This is a genomic window from Brevundimonas sp. (assembly GCF_046295595.1).
GTDB lineage: Bacteria > Pseudomonadota > Alphaproteobacteria > Caulobacterales > Caulobacteraceae > Brevundimonas.
In genome coordinates this window covers 1-14,049 of record NZ_JBKBMX010000020.1, presented here as the reverse complement: position 1 = coordinate 14,049, position 14,049 = coordinate 1, and the positions used below count along the sequence as shown (strand labels likewise).

Below are 14,049 nucleotides of genomic sequence, written 5' to 3'. Positions count from 1 at the left end.
TAGCGCGTCAGGATGAACGGATTATTGGGCCGGGGCGGTGAGCATGGGGTTCGGTTCGATCGCCAGCAGCGCGTCGCTCGCCCCCTCCACCCGCTCTTCCAGCAGCGCCATGAACGCCGCTCGCTTCAGTCCCGCCGGGATCGCCGGCAGGAACTCATAGACCACCGTCCCCGGATAGCGCCGGAACCCGTGCGCCGGCCAATGCACCCCCGAGTTTGTCGCCATCGGCACGCACGGACAGTCGAGGTCCCGGTACAGGGCCGCGATGCCCGGCTTGTAATCGGGCGCCGCCCCGACTGGCGTGCGCGTCCCCTCCGGGAAGATCAGGATCTGCCGCCCCTGCGCGAACCGTGTCCGCGCCTGCCGCACCATCTCCTTCAGCGCCTTGGAATGGGCCGAGCGGTCGACCGCGATCATCCCCGTCTTCCACGCGAACCAGCCGAAGAAGGGCAGGGGGCGCAGCTCCTTTTTCATGATGAAGCAATTGTCCGGCAGCACCGCGAACGGCGCGATGACGTCCAGCATGCCCTGATGCTTGCCGGCGATCAGGCCGGCGCCGACCGGCATATGCTGCAAGCCGCGGAACTCAACCTTGACCCCGGCGATCCAGCGCAGCCCGAAAAGCACGAAGCGCGACCAGTTGCGGATCACCCACATGGCCTGCGGATAGGGCATCAGCAGCGCTGGCGACAGGCCGACGGCGAACAGGGCCATCGACAGATACAGCCACAGCACGAAGACAAGCGAACGCAGGGTGGTCACGTCAGGCGGCCTTTTCGGTCGGCGTCGCCGCCCCTTCGGCCGCCGGTCGCTCGCCGACATGGCCGACCAGCGCCCGGCCGAGGGCGGCGAGGTATTTCATATATTCCAGCGTCATGCGCCGCGCCGTCACCGCCGCCCGCCACCATTCGGAATCGTCCAGCGACGGCGTCTCGACCGCATAGGGCGTCAGCGCCAGCTCGGGCGCCGCCGCCCGGATCTCGGTCAGGGCCCGCGGCATGTGATAGTCCGAGGTCACCACGATCAGGCTGTCATATCCCTTCGACTCGGCCCAGGCGGCGATCTCCTGGGCGTTGCCGATGGTGTCCTCGGCCTCGAAACCCAGATCGACGCAGCAGTTGAACAGCCGGCTCGAGCCCGGGGTCAGGGCGCGCAGCTCCTGACGACGGACCTCGCGGTTGACGCCCGAGATCAGCACCCGCTGGCCCTTGTCCTGCTCCAGCAGGCGGATGGCGGTGTTGACCCGCTCGGCCGAGGGCCCGGTCAGGGCCACGATGGCGTCGGCCCGCGCCGGCTCGGCGGCCGGCGCATAGCCGCGCACCCGCTCGGCGAAGGCGAACAGCCCGGCCAGCCAGATGACGGCGATGATGGCGATGAAGGTGAGAAACTTCATGGCGTTAACCTAGTGTCCCCCGCCCAGTCGCGCCAGCGCGGTGATCCGCGCGGCGACAAGCGCCACCGTAGCCGCCAGCAGCGGACATGGCGAGAGCATCAGCAGGTCGCTCCACGCCACCGGCAGGGCCGGCGTCACCCCCTCGGACCCGCCGAGGAACCTCAGCCCCGCCACCAGCGCCATGGCCGCGACCGTCCCGGCGGCCCCGGCGCCCGCCGCCAGCAGGCCGTAGCGAGTCTGGTACAGGCCGGCGATCCGACTGTCCGAGGCCCCGTTCAGGCTCAGCGTCTCGATCACGGTCCGCTGCGCCGCCATCCCGGCCCGGGTGGCGTAGACGATCGCCGCCGCCGCCCCCCCGGCCGTCAGCAGGAAGGCGGCGACGGCGAGGGCGGTGATCAGCGCCGCCGAGCGCTCGACCTCGCCCCGCCACAGGCTGTGATCGTCGACGGTGGCGTCAACCCCGGCCTCGGCCAGGGCCCGGCTCAGGCTGACCGCGCTGGCCGGGGCGTCGCGGTCCAGCCGCACGGTGACCAGATGGGGCAGGGGCAGGTCGGGCAGCACCGCGTCCCCGACCCACGGCCGCAGCAGGGCCTCGGCCGTCTTGCGGTCCATCGCCTCGGCCTCCTCGACCCCGGTCACCCCCGCCAGGGTCTGGGCCGCGCGCGCCGCCGCCTCGGCCCCGGTTTCATGGACCCGCGGCCGCACCTGCACCGTCGCCTCGCTGCGCAGCTGCATCGCCCAGCCATGCGCCGCCCGGTCCGCCGCCAGCGCCCCGACCGCCGACAGGCAGGCGAGGAAGCACAGCACCGCGATCACCGCGGCCAGCCACGGCTCGCCGCCGCCGTCGCGCGGCAGGACGCCGTCCCGGCCCAACCACCGACGGATCATGCCGCGCTCCCGGTCAGCCGTCCGCCCGCGAGCCGCAGCAGCGACGCCCCCGACGCCCGCGCCAGCGCCTCGTCATGGCTGGCGATCAGCACCGTGGTCCCCAGCCGGTTCAGGGTCTGGAACAGTTTCAGCAGCCGCTCGCCCATCACCGCGTCGACGCTGCCGGTCGGCTCGTCGGCGAGGATCAGCTCGGGCCGGGTGACCACCGCCCGGGCGATGGCCAGCCGCTGTTTCTCGCCGCCCGACAGGGTCGGCGGCCGGTCGTCCATCCGCTGGCCCAGCCCGACCCAGTCCAGCATCTCCGCGACGTCCCCGGCGTAGCTCTCGCGCTTCGCCCCGGCCAGCCGCAGCGGCAGGGCGACATTGTCGAAGGCCGACAGGTGATCGAGCAGGCGGAAGTCCTGGAACACCACCCCCATGCGCCGCCGGAATCCGGGCAGGGCCGACCGCGGCGCCGCGCCGGCCTCCTCTCCGAACAACTCCAGCCGGCCCGCCGTCGGCCGCCGCGCCAGGGTCAGCAGCTTCAGCAGGGTCGACTTTCCCGCCCCCGACGGCCCGGTAAGGAAGTGGAAAGAGCCAGCGGGCAATATGAGGTTAACGTCCCGCAGCACGCTGGGGCCGTCCGCATAGCCGAACCCGACGCCCGCGAGGCGGACGGTGTCGGTCGCGGAGGCGGTCATGGCGGCGCGGCGGGGCTGGACGGGCATCGATTTCGGGTCAGGACGCGGCCAGGCCGCGACGGGAGGGGGCGAAGAGCCTCGCAGTCAGCGCACATGATACTGACCTGCCCGTCCTGCGCCACCAGCTATTTCACCCCCGATGAGGCGATCGGGCCCGGCGGCCGCATGGTCCGCTGCAAGGACTGCAAACACACCTGGCGCGCCACTCTCGAGGAGCCGCTGGAACTGTCGGCCTCGCCCCCCGGCGTCGAGCCGCCCGCCGCCCGCGCCGCCGAGCCCGAGTCGCTGGCCGCGACGCCCGCCCCCGAACTGCCCCGCGCCTTCCGCGCCCGCGCCGAGCAACAGCGCCGCCTGCGCCGGGCCGCCGCCCACGGCGCCGTCTGGGCCGGCATCGCCTCCGGTTTCGCCGCCCTGCTCACCGCCGCCTGGCTGTTCCGCGTGGAGGTGGTCGAGCTCGCGCCCCGCGCCGCCGCCGCCTATGCCGCTGTCGGCCTGACGGTGAATCCGACCGGGCTGGAGTTCGAGGCCATCACCGCCCGTGCCGCGCCCAACGACCCCGGCAAGGTGCTGGTCTCCGGCGCGCTCAGGAATGTCCGCGACGAGGAGCGGATCGCCCCGCCCGTGCGCGTCGCCCTGCTGGATCGTCAGGGGGCCGAGATCGGCCATGCCGTGGTGCGCATCGACGCCGCCCCGGTCCTGCCGGGCAAGGTCCAGGGCTTCGCCGCCACCATCTCCGATCCCGGCGGCAAGGGCGCCGGCGTCGGCGTCGACTTCATCCTCGACGCCGCGCCCGTCGCCGCCGTCGCCGCCGCCCCGCCGGTCGTCCACCGCCCGCTGCCGACGGCTGATACGCCCCCGGCCTCCACCGCCGCCGCCGCCGCTCCGGCCACCGAGGCCGTGGGTCTGCGCCCCGCTCTCGCCCCCGATGTTTCCGCCCCACTGGACATGCGCCCGATCGATGCGGTGCCGGTGGCTATCGACTCCTGAGGCCCCGAGGCGGTATCGGCCTCGCATGGCCGACACCCCGACGACCCCCACCGTCCTGCTGCCCGAGGCGGAGGTCGCGCGCATCGTCGCCGACCTGGCCCGCCAGATCGCCCCGGTGATCGACGACGAGACGGTGGCGGCGGTGCTGCTGACCGGCGGCCTGTGGTTCGCCGCCGACCTGACCCGGGCCCTGGCGCGGATCGGCCGCAACGTCCGCTTCGACGCCCTGTGGCTGGCCTCCTACGGCGACGAGAAGGAAAGCCGCGGCAAGATCGACATCTACGCCAATTTCCAGCGCCCGATCGCCGGCAAGAAGGTGCTGATCCTCGACGACGTCTTCGACACCGGCCTGTCGCTCGCCGAGGCGGTGCGGATCGCGACCGAGGCGGGCGCCGCCGATGTCATCACCTGCGTCTTCGCCAGAAAGCCCTGGCCCCTGCCGCGCGCCCCCGAGCCCGACTTCGTCGGCTGGGACGCCCCCAACCGCTTCCTCGTCGGCTACGGCCTCGACCATGCGGGAACCCTCCGCGGCCTCCCCGACATCTGCGCCCTGGATTGAACCGCCGTGCTCTTCCTTCTCCCCTTGGGGGAGAAGGTGGCCCGGAGGGCCGGATGAGGGGTAAGCCGGCTCCGGACCAGCCGCCAGCCAGTCCACCCAAACATCCCCCTCATCCGAGCGGCTTCGCCGCCCACCTTCTCCCCCGGAGGGGAGAAGGAAGCCAACGTGACGCTGTGCTTACAATCCGCGAATCTATAGTCGGGTTATGAAAATATTCGCATGGAAAATCAGCTAACTAGCCGATTCTCAAACCGTTCTTCCCGCCATAGGGCCAACCGCGCGCATAATACCCGTCCCATGTGAGGGAGGGCGCCGACGAGCGCCGGTCTTTGACAATCGAACCGCCGCCCGCGCCGCCACAGGCGCGCGCCAATGCGACTCAAGAGACTCATCGGACTCATAAAACCGAAGTTCTACCCGGGTAAAATCCGACTTCACCCCAGCCACTCCGCCTTCGGCTCCCGCGCCCACATCTCATCATACGTCGGCCGCGCCCGCACCATCGCCCAGCGGTCGCCGTCCACCAGCACCTCCGGAACCAGCGGCCGCGAATTATACTCGCTCGCCAGCACCGCCCCGTAGGCCCCGGCCCCCATGAAGGCCACGAGGTCCCCCGCCTCGACCGGCGCCATCATCCGCTCCCGCGCGAACACATCCGTCGACTCGCAGATCGGCCCGACCAGATCGTACGGTCCGGCCTCGCCCGCCCGGGCCCGCACCGGCACGACATCGTGGAAGGCGTCGTACAGCGCCGGCCGCATCAGGTCGTTCATCCCGGCGTCCAGCACCAGGAAGGTCCGCCCGTCGCTGCGGGCGTTGACCTGGATGACCCGGCTTAGCAGCACCCCGGCGTTGGCCGCCAGCAGCCGCCCCGGCTCGAACGCCGCCTCGACCCCCAGCCCGTCCAGCACCCGCGCCGCCATGGCCACATAGTCGGCGATCGCCGGCAGGTCGGTCTGGCCGTGATAGGGCACCCCCAGCCCGCCGCCGAGGTCCAGCCGGCTGACCGCCAGCCCGTCGGCCCGCAGCGCCAGCGTCATCTCGCGCAGCGCCCGGAACGCCGCCTCCAGCGGCTCCAGCGTGGTGATCTGGCTGCCGATGTGACAGGCCAGCCCGACCGGCGTCACATGCGGCGAGACCGCGGCGCGAGCGTACAGGGCCGGGGCCTCCTCGGCCGGCACGCCGAACTTGTCGGTCGCCCCGCCGGTGGTGATCCGGGCGTGACCGCCGGCGCCGATCTTGGGATTGACCCGGATGGCGATCTCCGGCGCCGCCCCTTTCGCCGCCGAAATGCCGATCAGCCGGTCCAGCTCCACCGCGCTCTCGATGTTGATCTGCCGCACCCCGGCCTCGATGGCGAAGGCCAGTTCGGCGTCCGTCTTGCCCACCCCGGAGAAGACGATTCGTTCGCCAGGGATGCCCGCCGCCAGCGCCCGCCGGATCTCGCCCTCCGACACCGTGTCGGCGCCGCAGCCCAGCCGGGCGAGGGTGGCCAGCACCGACAGGTTCGAATTGGCCTTCACCGCGAAGGCGATCAGGGCCCCGTCCTTGCTGGACCCGCCCAGAGCCCCCCGGTGCGCCGCCACCGCGTCGCGCATCAGCCCGAAATGCCGCGTCAGGGTGGCGGTCGAATAGACATAGACGGGCGTGCCGACGGCCCCGGCAATTGCCTCCAGAGGCGCCGCCTCGGCATGGAGGGCGCCGTCGATACGGTCGAAATGGTTCAACGGTCTAGCGGGGGCTCGACCCCGAGCCGCCGAACGGGCTCGAGCTGGGTCCGCCGTCGATCGGCGCCTCGCTGGGCGGGCGGTAGACCGTCGCCGGCTCGACCGGGCCGGGGCCGCGACCGTCCGGCAGGCTGCGCTCGGCGCGTTTGGCCGGCGGCGCGTCCAGATCGGCCATGCGGCCACACCCTGCGACGGAGACAGCGACCAGGGCCGCGAAGCCCACGAGAACCAGCTTTTTCATCACAGACGCGTCTTCCACTCGGCGATGCGCGCGCGGACCTGTTCCGGCGCCGTGCCCCCGAAGCTCTGGCGGCTGGCGCAGGAGGCCTCAGGGGTGAGCACCTTGTAAACCGCTTCGGTGACGCCCGCCTCAAGCGATTGCAGTTCGGCCAGCGGCAGTTGCGACAAATCCACGCCCAGCGCCTCGGCCCGCTTCACCGCCGCCCCGGTCACATGGTGCGCCTTGCGGAACGGCAGGTTCAGCTCGCGCACCAGCCAGTCGGCCAGATCGGTCGCGGTCGAAAAGCCCGACCCCGCCGCCCCCCGCATCCGCTCTGTGTCGGCTTTCAGAGCCGACACCATCGCCGTGATGGCCCCCAGCGCCAGCGTCAGGGCGTCGAACGCCTCGAACACCGGCGGCTTGTCCTCCTGCATGTCCTTGGAATAGGCCAGCGGCAGGCCCTTCATCACCGTCGACAGGGCCACCAGCGATCCCATGATCCGGCCCGTCTTGGCCCGCACCAGCTCGGCCGCGTCGGGATTGCGCTTCTGCGGCATGATCGACGAGCCGGTCGTCAGGTCGTCGGGCAGGGTCACGAAACCGAACTGCGGCGTCATCCACACCACGATCTCCTCGGCCAGCCGCGACAGATGCCCGGCGCAGATGGAGGCGGCCGCGAGGCTCTCCAGGGCGAAGTCGCGATCCGACACGGCGTCCAGCGAATTGCCCATCGGCCGGTCGAAGCCCAGCTCGGCCGCCGTCATCTGACGGTCGATGGGGAAGGGCGATCCGGCAAGGGCCGCCGCGCCGAGGGGGTTCTCGTTCATCCGCGCCCGGGCGTCGGCGAAGCGCGCGGCGTCGCGCCCGAACATCTCGACATAGGCCATCAGATGGTGGCCGAAAGTCACCGGCTGGGCCGGCTGCAGATGGGTGAAGCCGGGCATCAGGTCGCCGGCGTGTTGCTCCGCCCGCGCCAGCAGGGCCGATTGCAGCCCCTTCAGCTGTTCGACCGCCGCGTCGCAGGCGTCCCGCACCCACAGGCGGAAGTCCGTCGCCACCTGGTCGTTGCGGCTGCGCGCCGTATGCAGCCGCCCCGACGGCTCGCCGATCAGTTCGGCCAGACGCGCCTCGACGTTCATATGGATGTCTTCGAACTGGTCGCGGAACGGGAAGGTCCCGTCGCGGATCTCGGTCTCGATGGCGTCCAGCCCGCCGAGGATGGCTTCGGCGTCCGCGCCGGTGATGATTTTCTGCGCCGCCAGCATGCGGCAATGCGCCCGCGACCCGGCCAGGTCCTGGGCCCACAGCCGCCGGTCCACCCCGATCGAGACGTTGATCGCCTGCATGATGTCCGCCGGTCGCGCGCTGAAGCGCCCGCCCCACATGTCTTGACCTTTCGCCGTCGGCTCGGCTTTGGTCTCGGGATCGGGAGGCGTCTGGTCGGGCATGAAGGTTTCCAGGGCGGTCATCGGCGGGGTTGCGGGCGCGCTGCTGATTGGCGTGATCGGCGGCGCGGCGCTGCTATACGCCTATCCCGCCCTGTTCGACAAAGCCGCCGCCCCGGTCGCGCCCGCCAAGAGCGAACTGGCCCGTTTCGCCACGGGATCGCTGGCCCGGCTGGAGACTCCGGCCACCACGCCGATGGCTCCGGCCTATGTGTTCAAGACCCGCGACGGCGCCGACGCGACCTTTGGCCAGTTCCGCGGCAAGGTGGTGGTGGTCAACCTCTGGGCCATGTGGTGCGCGCCCTGCCGCACCGAGATGCCGACCCTCGCCCGGCTGGACGATGCCTATGCCGACGACCAGCTGGTGGTCCTGCCGATCAATGTCGACGCCACCGAGGACGGCCTGGCCGACGCCCGCAACTTCATCGACGTGCACGAGCCCCTGCCGCTCTACAGCGACATGAAATTCCAGCTGCCGTTCGAACTGCCCGGCGAGGGCAAGATGCCCCAGACGGTGCTGCTGGACCGTCAGGGCCGCATCCGCGCCCATTTCTCGGGCGAGGCCGACTGGGCCAGCCCGGAAGCGAGGGCGCTGGTCGACGCCCTGCTGGCCGAGCCGGCCTGACGGATCACTCGGCCGGAACGCGTTCGTCCGTGGCGGGATCGACCGCGCCGGGCCGACCATCGGCCGCGGCCTCGGCCTGGTTCTCTTCCAGCTGGTCGGCGACATTGCCCGCGCCCTCCTCGACCGCGCGAGCGGCCTTGAGCGCGCCCGATTCGAGGACCTCGCCCGCCTCCGCGGCGACCTCTCCGGCCCGCTCGCCCGCCACCTCGGCCTTGGCTCCGGCCTCGTCCTGCTCGGCCGGGGTGCAGGCGGCGGCGCCCAAGGCGAGCATGGCGGCGGCGGCGATATGGATGCGCATGGGAAGTCCCCTTCGGCGTTAAACCTTTGCCGTGAACGCGGGGAAGGGGGACCGGTTGCGGAATGGTGGCTGGAGGCGGGCTCGAACCGCCGACCTGTGGGTTATGAATCCACCGCTCTAACCAGCTGAGCTACCCAGCCCCGATCTTCCGGGTCCCGGCGGGAACTGGTCTGTCCGCCGGAAGAGGCGTGCCTATAGAGGGGGGCGCGGGCGGATTCAAGTCGTCGCGGACGTGGCGTGCGTCACATCGTTCCTTGCACCCGCGGCCGGGAACGCCAAGGTTGAGCGACCGTTGCTTCGCCGTACGCTTCCAAAGGATTTCCGCCATGCGCCTGCTCGCCCTCGCCGCCTCCGTCTCGGTCCTGTCGTTCGCCGCCGCCTGTGGAGCCAACGGACAGGATCCGGCGACGGCGGGAGCCGCCGGCGCGCCGCTCGAGACGCGCGCCGCCAACGCCCCCGACCAGCAGCCGGCCTTCCCGGGTCAGACCCGTGCGCCCGCCGTCCGGACGGAAACCGCGCTGGCGCATGCGGTCGTCGCCTCCGGCCTCGAACACCCGTGGGGCCTCGCCCTGCTTCCCGACGGCCGCTGGCTGGTGACCGAGAAGCCGGGCCGGCTGCGCATCATCACCGCCGAGGGCGTCGTCGGCGAGCCGATCGCCGGCCTGCCCCGGGTCGACGCCCGCGGACAGGGCGGTCTGCTGGACGTGGCCGTGGCCCCCAGCTTCGCCGCGGACCGCTTGGTCTACTGGAGCTATGCCGAGCCCCGCGACGGCGGCAACGCCACCTCGGTGGCGCGCGGGCGACTGTCCGCGGACGGCGGACGCATCGAGAACGCCCAGGTCATCTTCCGCGCCCTGCCGACCTATGACGGCGACAAGCATTTCGGTTCGTCGCTGGCCTTCGACGGGGCCGGCCATCTGTTCATCACCCTCGGCGAGCGGTCCGACGCGGCGATGCGGACGCAGTCCCAGGACCTCGGCTCGCACATGGGCAAGACGATCCGCATCAATGCCGATGGCTCCGTGCCGCAGGACAACCCCTTCGTCGGCCGCGAAGGGGCGCTGCCCGAAATCTGGTCGCTGGGTCACCGCAACGTCCAGGGCATCGCCATCGCCGGCGATCAGGTCTGGACCGTCGAGCATGGCGCCCGCGGCGGCGACGAGATCAATCTTGACCAGGCGGGTCTCAACTACGGCTGGCCTGAGGTCACCTATGGCGTCGAGTATCGCGGCACTCCCATAGGCGAAGGCGTGACGGCCCGCGAGGGCATTGAACAGCCCGTCTACTACTGGGACCCGGTCATCGCGCCCGGCGGCATGGCCGTCTACGACGGAGCCATGTTCCCGGCCTGGCAGGGTAACCTGCTGGTCGCGGCCCTGAAGGACAAACACATCGCCCGGCTCGTGCTGGAGGGGAACCGCGTTGTCGGCGAAGAGCGGCTGCTGACCGATCTGGGCGAGCGGGTGCGCGATGTGGCCGTGGGCGCGGACGGCGCCGTCTGGGCGATCACCGACGAGGCCAACGGCAAGCTGGTGCGGCTGGCGGCGCGCTAGTCGCGCAGCAGTTCGTTCACGCCGGTCTTGGCCCGCGTCTGGGCGTCGACCCGCTTGACGATCACGGCGCAGTACAGCGACGGCCCGCCGTTCGGATCGGGCAGCGATCCCGGCACCACCACCGAATACGCCGGCACCTCGCCGCGGAAGACCTCGCCGGTCGCCCGGTCGACGATCTTGGTCGAGGCCGACAGATAGACGCCCATGGCCAGAACGGCGCCCTCGCGGACGATGACGCCCTCGGCCACCTCGGCGCGGGCGCCGATGAAACAGCCGTCCTCGATGATGGTCGGATTGGCCTGCAGCGGCTCCAGCACCCCGCCGATGCCGGCCCCGCCGGACAGGTGCACATTCTTGCCGATCTGGGCGCACGACCCGACCGTGGCCCAGGCGTCGACCATCGAGCCTTCGTCGACATAGGCCCCGATGTTCACGAACGACGGCATCAGCACCACGTTGCGGCCGATAAAGGCCCCCTGCCGCACGATCGCGCCGGGGACGGAGCGGAAGCCGGCCGCCTTGTAGTGGTTGGCGGTCCAGTCGCCAAACTTGTTCGGCACCTTGTCCCACCACGGGCCCACGCCCGGCGCGTGGCTGGCCGGACCGCGGTCGCCGCCGCGCACGATCTCGTTGTCGTTGAGGCGGAAGGACAGCAGCACCGCCTTCTTCAACCACTGATGCGTGGTCCAGACGCCGTCGTCCCCGCGCGAGGCGACGCGCGCCTCGCCGGCGTCAAGCAGGTCGAGGGCCTGTTCGACCGCCTTGCGGACCTCGCCATGGGTCGAGACGTTGGCGCGTTCCTCCCAGGCCGCCTCGATGACGGCCTCAAGATGTGCGCGGTCGGCGGTGACGGTGGCGGTCATGCGGCGGCGTCCCTGAAAGTCAGCTCTGAGAGAAAATCCACGAGATCCGGCGCCACATGGTCGATGTGGTCGCCCAGCGGCTTGCCATGGCCGTCGCCGATCAGGATCGTCGCCATGCCCATGGCCTTGGCGGCCTCGAGATTGCGGGGGGTGTCCTCGAAGAAGGCGGCGGAGCGCGGTTCGAAGCCGAACCGCTGGAGCATGCGGCGATAGGTCGAGGGTTCGGGCTTGGGCGTCAAATCCGCGTCCTCGATAGCGAAGACGCCGTCGAAACAGTCGGTCACGCCAAGCCGGTCCAGCACCCGCCCGGCGTATTCCCGCGCGCCATTGGTGAACACGAACCGCCGCCCGGGCAGCCGCAGCAACTGCTCGCGCAGCCTGGGGTTCGGCTCCAGCGCATCCATCGGCACGTCGTGGACGTCGTGCAGGAAATGCTCGGGCTCGATCGTATAATTGGCCATCAGGCCGGCGAGGGTGGTGCCATGCTCGTCGAGAAACTGCCGCTGCAGTATGCCCGCGGACTCCGGATCCAGCCCTACCGCCTCGACGACGTAGGCGTTGATGCGCGCCTGGACCAGAGACATCAGGCCCTGATCACGGGGGTAGAGGGTGTCGTCCATGTCGAACACCCAGGCCGTGACATGGGCCAGATCGATCAAGACGCCTTCACCAAGGTGCCCGCGCCGTGCTCGGTGAACAGTTCCACCAGCATGGCATGGGGGCGGCGTCCGTCGAGGATGACGACGGCTTCGACGCCGTCGCGCACCGCGGCCATGGCCGTCTGCAGCTTGGGGATCATGCCGCCGGTGGCGACGCCGTCCTCGATCAGCTTCGAGGCCTCCCCGACCGTCATCTGGCGGATGATCTCCCCGTCGGCGCCCTTGACCCCGCCCACGTCGGTCAGCAGCAGCATCCGCTTGGCGTTGAGCGAGCCAGCGATGGCGCCGGCCACGGTGTCGGCATTGACGTTGAAGGTCTGGCCGTCCTCGGTCACCCCGATCGGCGCTATGACCGGCACCCAGTCAGCGTCGGACTCCAGAAGGCGAACCACCAGCTTGGGATCGACCCGGGTCGGCTCCCCGACGAAGCCCAGATCGACCTCGTGTTCGATCATGCTGTCCGGGTCGCGCTTGGTCCGCCGGGTCTTTTCCACGGTCAGCAGGCCCGCGTCCTTGCCCGACAGGCCGATGCCGCGCACGTCGGCCTTGCGGCCGGCCATGGTGATCCAGTGGGCGATCTCCTTGTTGACCGCGCCGGACAGGACCATCTCGGCCACCTGCATGGTGTCCGCATCAGTGACCCGCAGCCCGTCGACGAAGCTGGACTTGACCCCCGCCTTCTCCAGCATGGCGCTGATCTGCGGTCCGCCGCCGTGGACCACCACAGGGTTCACCCCCATCAGCTTGAGCAGGACGACATCGGCGGCGAATTGCTTCGCCACGGCGCTCTCGCCCATGGCATGGCCGCCGTATTTGATCACCACGGTTTTGCGATCGTAGATCTGGATATACGGCAGGGCCTCGGCCAGCGTCTTCGCCGTGTCCCAGCCGCGATCCTCGGATTGCCGTTCTGTCTCGTCCATGCCGCGGGTCCGTAAAGCCAAGCCACGGTCGTGTCATCATGAAACCGGACCGGCGCGCGCCGACAGCCGTCGGCGGATCAGCCGCTCTTGCGATAAGGAGGACCGTGGATCGCGGGCCGAACGCCGCGACGGGGACTTCTCCGGCCCATGACCCGCCTTCCACTCGTCTGTTCGGCTGACCGGGAGGCCCGGAATGTCACTTCTGTAGCTGAATCATCACGCTCGCCGTGTTTGGAGCTTGTCCGGCTCGACCTCCGCCAGCGAGGCTGTTATGAGGAGGCAAGCGGCGACTTGCGTCCCGCCCAGAAAAATCAACAAGGGCTGCGGAGGGCATCCACCCATGCGCGTTAAGACTTTCATTCTGGCTTCGAGCGCCGTTGGGGCCTTGGCCCTGTCGGCTGGCGCCGCGGCTGCCGATCCGAACGGTTGGTATGGTGCTGTCGACGTTGGCTATCATGCGCCTCACGTCGAGGTTAACGGCTTCATCGACGAGATCGAAGTGGACGAAGACTGGGCGGGTTTCGCCCGCCTTGGCTACCGGTTCACGCCGAACTGGCGCGTCGAACTTGAGGGCGGCTATCGTGCCGGCTCGATCGGCGCCATTAACGGCAGCGGCTCGCCGGCCCTGTGCAACATCTTCCCCGCCACCGGCGCCTGCGAGACGACCATCGACGGGGAGGTGACCTCCGCCTCGCTGATGATGAACGTGCTCTACGACTTCGGCATGGCCGATTCGAGCCTGCGTCCGTTCGTTGGCATGGGCGCCGGCATCAATGAAGTCAGCACCACAATGCTCGGCGCTCTCGCCGGCAACCGTGCGGTCGTCGTTTCGTCCGACACCAGCTCGACCGAGCTGGCGGCGCAGGCCATCGCGGGTCTCAGCTGGGCGCTCGGCGAGCGCGCCAACCTGGACCTGACCTATCGTTATCTGGTCTCGAACATGGAGATCGTGACGGAAGACACGTCGCCGACGATCGACGTCGGCGATTTCGGGGGTCGCTATACCGACCACTCCATCAGCCTGGGCCTGCGCTATGCGTTCGGCGCGACGGAGCCGGCCTATATCGCGCCGCCGCCGCCGCCGCCCCCGCCCCCGCCGCCCCCGCCTCCTCCCCCCCCGCCGCCGCCGCCTCCGGCGCCGACCGCGCGTGAGTTCGTGGTGTACTTCGACTGGGATCGCTCCGACCTGACGGCCGAAGCCTCCTCGGTGGTGACGCAAGCCGCCAACT

At 70.4% G+C, this 14,049-nt stretch carries 16 protein-coding genes and 1 tRNA gene; 5 read left to right on the top strand and 12 right to left on the bottom strand.

Going from position 1 to position 14,049, the window contains the following annotated elements:
- Positions 1–21: 21 nt before the first annotated feature.
- From ACK4JY_RS12450 to ACK4JY_RS12435, 4 genes are read right to left on the bottom strand one after another with little or no spacing between them, the layout of a single operon-like run.
- Positions 22–762: a lysophospholipid acyltransferase family protein gene (locus tag ACK4JY_RS12450; RefSeq protein ID WP_409606163.1), complete on the bottom strand. Its 741-nt coding sequence runs from the start codon at positions 760–762 to the stop codon at positions 22–24.
- 1 nt (position 763) lies between these two features.
- Positions 764–1,393, bottom strand: coding sequence for a YdcF family protein (locus ACK4JY_RS12445; RefSeq protein WP_409606161.1), 630 nt, complete (start codon positions 1,391–1,393; stop codon positions 764–766).
- A 9-nt stretch (positions 1,394–1,402) separates the two neighbouring features.
- Positions 1,403–2,281 carry a cell division protein FtsX gene (locus ACK4JY_RS12440; RefSeq protein WP_409606160.1) on the bottom strand — a complete coding sequence of 293 codons (879 nt, stop codon included), beginning with the start codon at positions 2,279–2,281 and terminating at the stop codon, positions 1,403–1,405.
- On the bottom strand, positions 2,278–2,988 hold the full coding sequence (locus tag ACK4JY_RS12435) for a cell division ATP-binding protein FtsE (RefSeq protein WP_409606158.1): 711 nt from the start codon (positions 2,986–2,988) through the stop codon (positions 2,278–2,280). The genes ACK4JY_RS12440 and ACK4JY_RS12435 overlap by 4 nt, the downstream gene beginning before the upstream one ends.
- A gap of 66 nt (positions 2,989–3,054) precedes the next feature.
- Here ACK4JY_RS12435 and ACK4JY_RS12430 point away from each other — a divergent pair, with 66 nt between their 5' ends.
- On the top strand, positions 3,055–3,948 hold the full coding sequence (locus ACK4JY_RS12430) for an MJ0042-type zinc finger domain-containing protein (RefSeq protein WP_409606157.1): 894 nt from the start codon (positions 3,055–3,057) through the stop codon (positions 3,946–3,948).
- 25 nt (positions 3,949–3,973) lie between these two features.
- On the top strand, positions 3,974–4,507 hold the full coding sequence (locus tag ACK4JY_RS12425) for a phosphoribosyltransferase (RefSeq protein WP_409606154.1): 534 nt from the start codon (positions 3,974–3,976) through the stop codon (positions 4,505–4,507).
- 434 nt (positions 4,508–4,941) lie between these two features.
- On the opposite strand, the gene lysA is transcribed toward ACK4JY_RS12425, so the two are convergent.
- From lysA to argH, 3 genes are read right to left on the bottom strand one after another with little or no spacing between them, the layout of a single operon-like run.
- The gene (gene lysA, locus ACK4JY_RS12420; protein ID WP_409606152.1) at positions 4,942–6,234 is read right to left on the bottom strand and encodes a diaminopimelate decarboxylase; all 1,293 of its coding nucleotides are present in this window, start codon (positions 6,232–6,234) and stop codon (positions 4,942–4,944) included.
- 4 nt (positions 6,235–6,238) lie between these two features.
- Complete coding sequence (locus ACK4JY_RS12415) at positions 6,239–6,475, bottom strand: hypothetical protein (protein WP_409606151.1); 237 nt, start codon at positions 6,473–6,475, stop codon at positions 6,239–6,241.
- Positions 6,475–7,839, bottom strand: a complete 1,365-nt coding sequence (gene argH, locus ACK4JY_RS12410) for an argininosuccinate lyase (RefSeq protein WP_409606227.1) — start codon at positions 7,837–7,839, stop codon at positions 6,475–6,477. The genes ACK4JY_RS12415 and argH overlap by 1 nt, the downstream gene beginning before the upstream one ends.
- A 61-nt stretch (positions 7,840–7,900) precedes the next feature.
- Between argH and ACK4JY_RS12405 the strand changes: the two genes are divergently transcribed.
- Positions 7,901–8,524 (top strand): TlpA family protein disulfide reductase, encoded by a 624-nt coding sequence (locus tag ACK4JY_RS12405; protein ID WP_409606149.1) that lies wholly within the window; start codon positions 7,901–7,903, stop codon positions 8,522–8,524.
- Positions 8,525–8,528: 4 nt separating this feature from the next.
- Here the strand turns inward: ACK4JY_RS12405 and ACK4JY_RS12400 are convergent, their stop codons facing one another.
- Together ACK4JY_RS12400 and ACK4JY_RS12395 are read right to left on the bottom strand one after the other, a co-directional pair.
- Positions 8,529–8,822 (bottom strand): hypothetical protein, encoded by a 294-nt coding sequence (locus ACK4JY_RS12400; protein WP_409606147.1) that lies wholly within the window; start codon positions 8,820–8,822, stop codon positions 8,529–8,531.
- Positions 8,823–8,885: 63 nt separating this feature from the next.
- Positions 8,886–8,962, bottom strand: a tRNA-Met gene (locus tag ACK4JY_RS12395).
- A 186-nt stretch (positions 8,963–9,148) separates the two neighbouring features.
- Between ACK4JY_RS12395 and ACK4JY_RS12390 the strand changes: the two genes are divergently transcribed.
- Positions 9,149–10,375: a PQQ-dependent sugar dehydrogenase gene (locus ACK4JY_RS12390; protein ID WP_409606145.1), complete on the top strand. Its 1,227-nt coding sequence runs from the start codon at positions 9,149–9,151 to the stop codon at positions 10,373–10,375.
- Here the strand turns inward: ACK4JY_RS12390 and dapD are convergent.
- The 3 genes from dapD to argB are packed head-to-tail and all read right to left on the bottom strand — an operon-like array spanning position 10,372 to position 12,820.
- Positions 10,372–11,238: a 2,3,4,5-tetrahydropyridine-2,6-dicarboxylate N-succinyltransferase gene (gene dapD, locus ACK4JY_RS12385; RefSeq protein ID WP_409606143.1), complete on the bottom strand. Its 867-nt coding sequence runs from the start codon at positions 11,236–11,238 to the stop codon at positions 10,372–10,374. The genes ACK4JY_RS12390 and dapD overlap by 4 nt on opposite strands.
- The gene (locus tag ACK4JY_RS12380) at positions 11,235–11,897 is read right to left on the bottom strand and encodes a pyrimidine 5'-nucleotidase (protein ID WP_409606141.1); all 663 of its coding nucleotides are present in this window, start codon (positions 11,895–11,897) and stop codon (positions 11,235–11,237) included. The genes dapD and ACK4JY_RS12380 overlap by 4 nt, the downstream gene beginning before the upstream one ends.
- Positions 11,894–12,820, bottom strand: a complete 927-nt coding sequence (gene argB / locus ACK4JY_RS12375; protein ID WP_409606139.1) for an acetylglutamate kinase — start codon at positions 12,818–12,820, stop codon at positions 11,894–11,896. Before argB ends, ACK4JY_RS12380 begins: the two co-directional genes overlap by 4 nt.
- Positions 12,821–13,160: 340 nt before the next feature.
- On the opposite strand from argB, the gene ACK4JY_RS12370 reads away from it, so the two are divergent.
- Positions 13,161–14,049 (top strand): outer membrane protein (locus ACK4JY_RS12370; protein ID WP_409606137.1); only part of this gene is annotated, 889 nt, incomplete at its 3' end.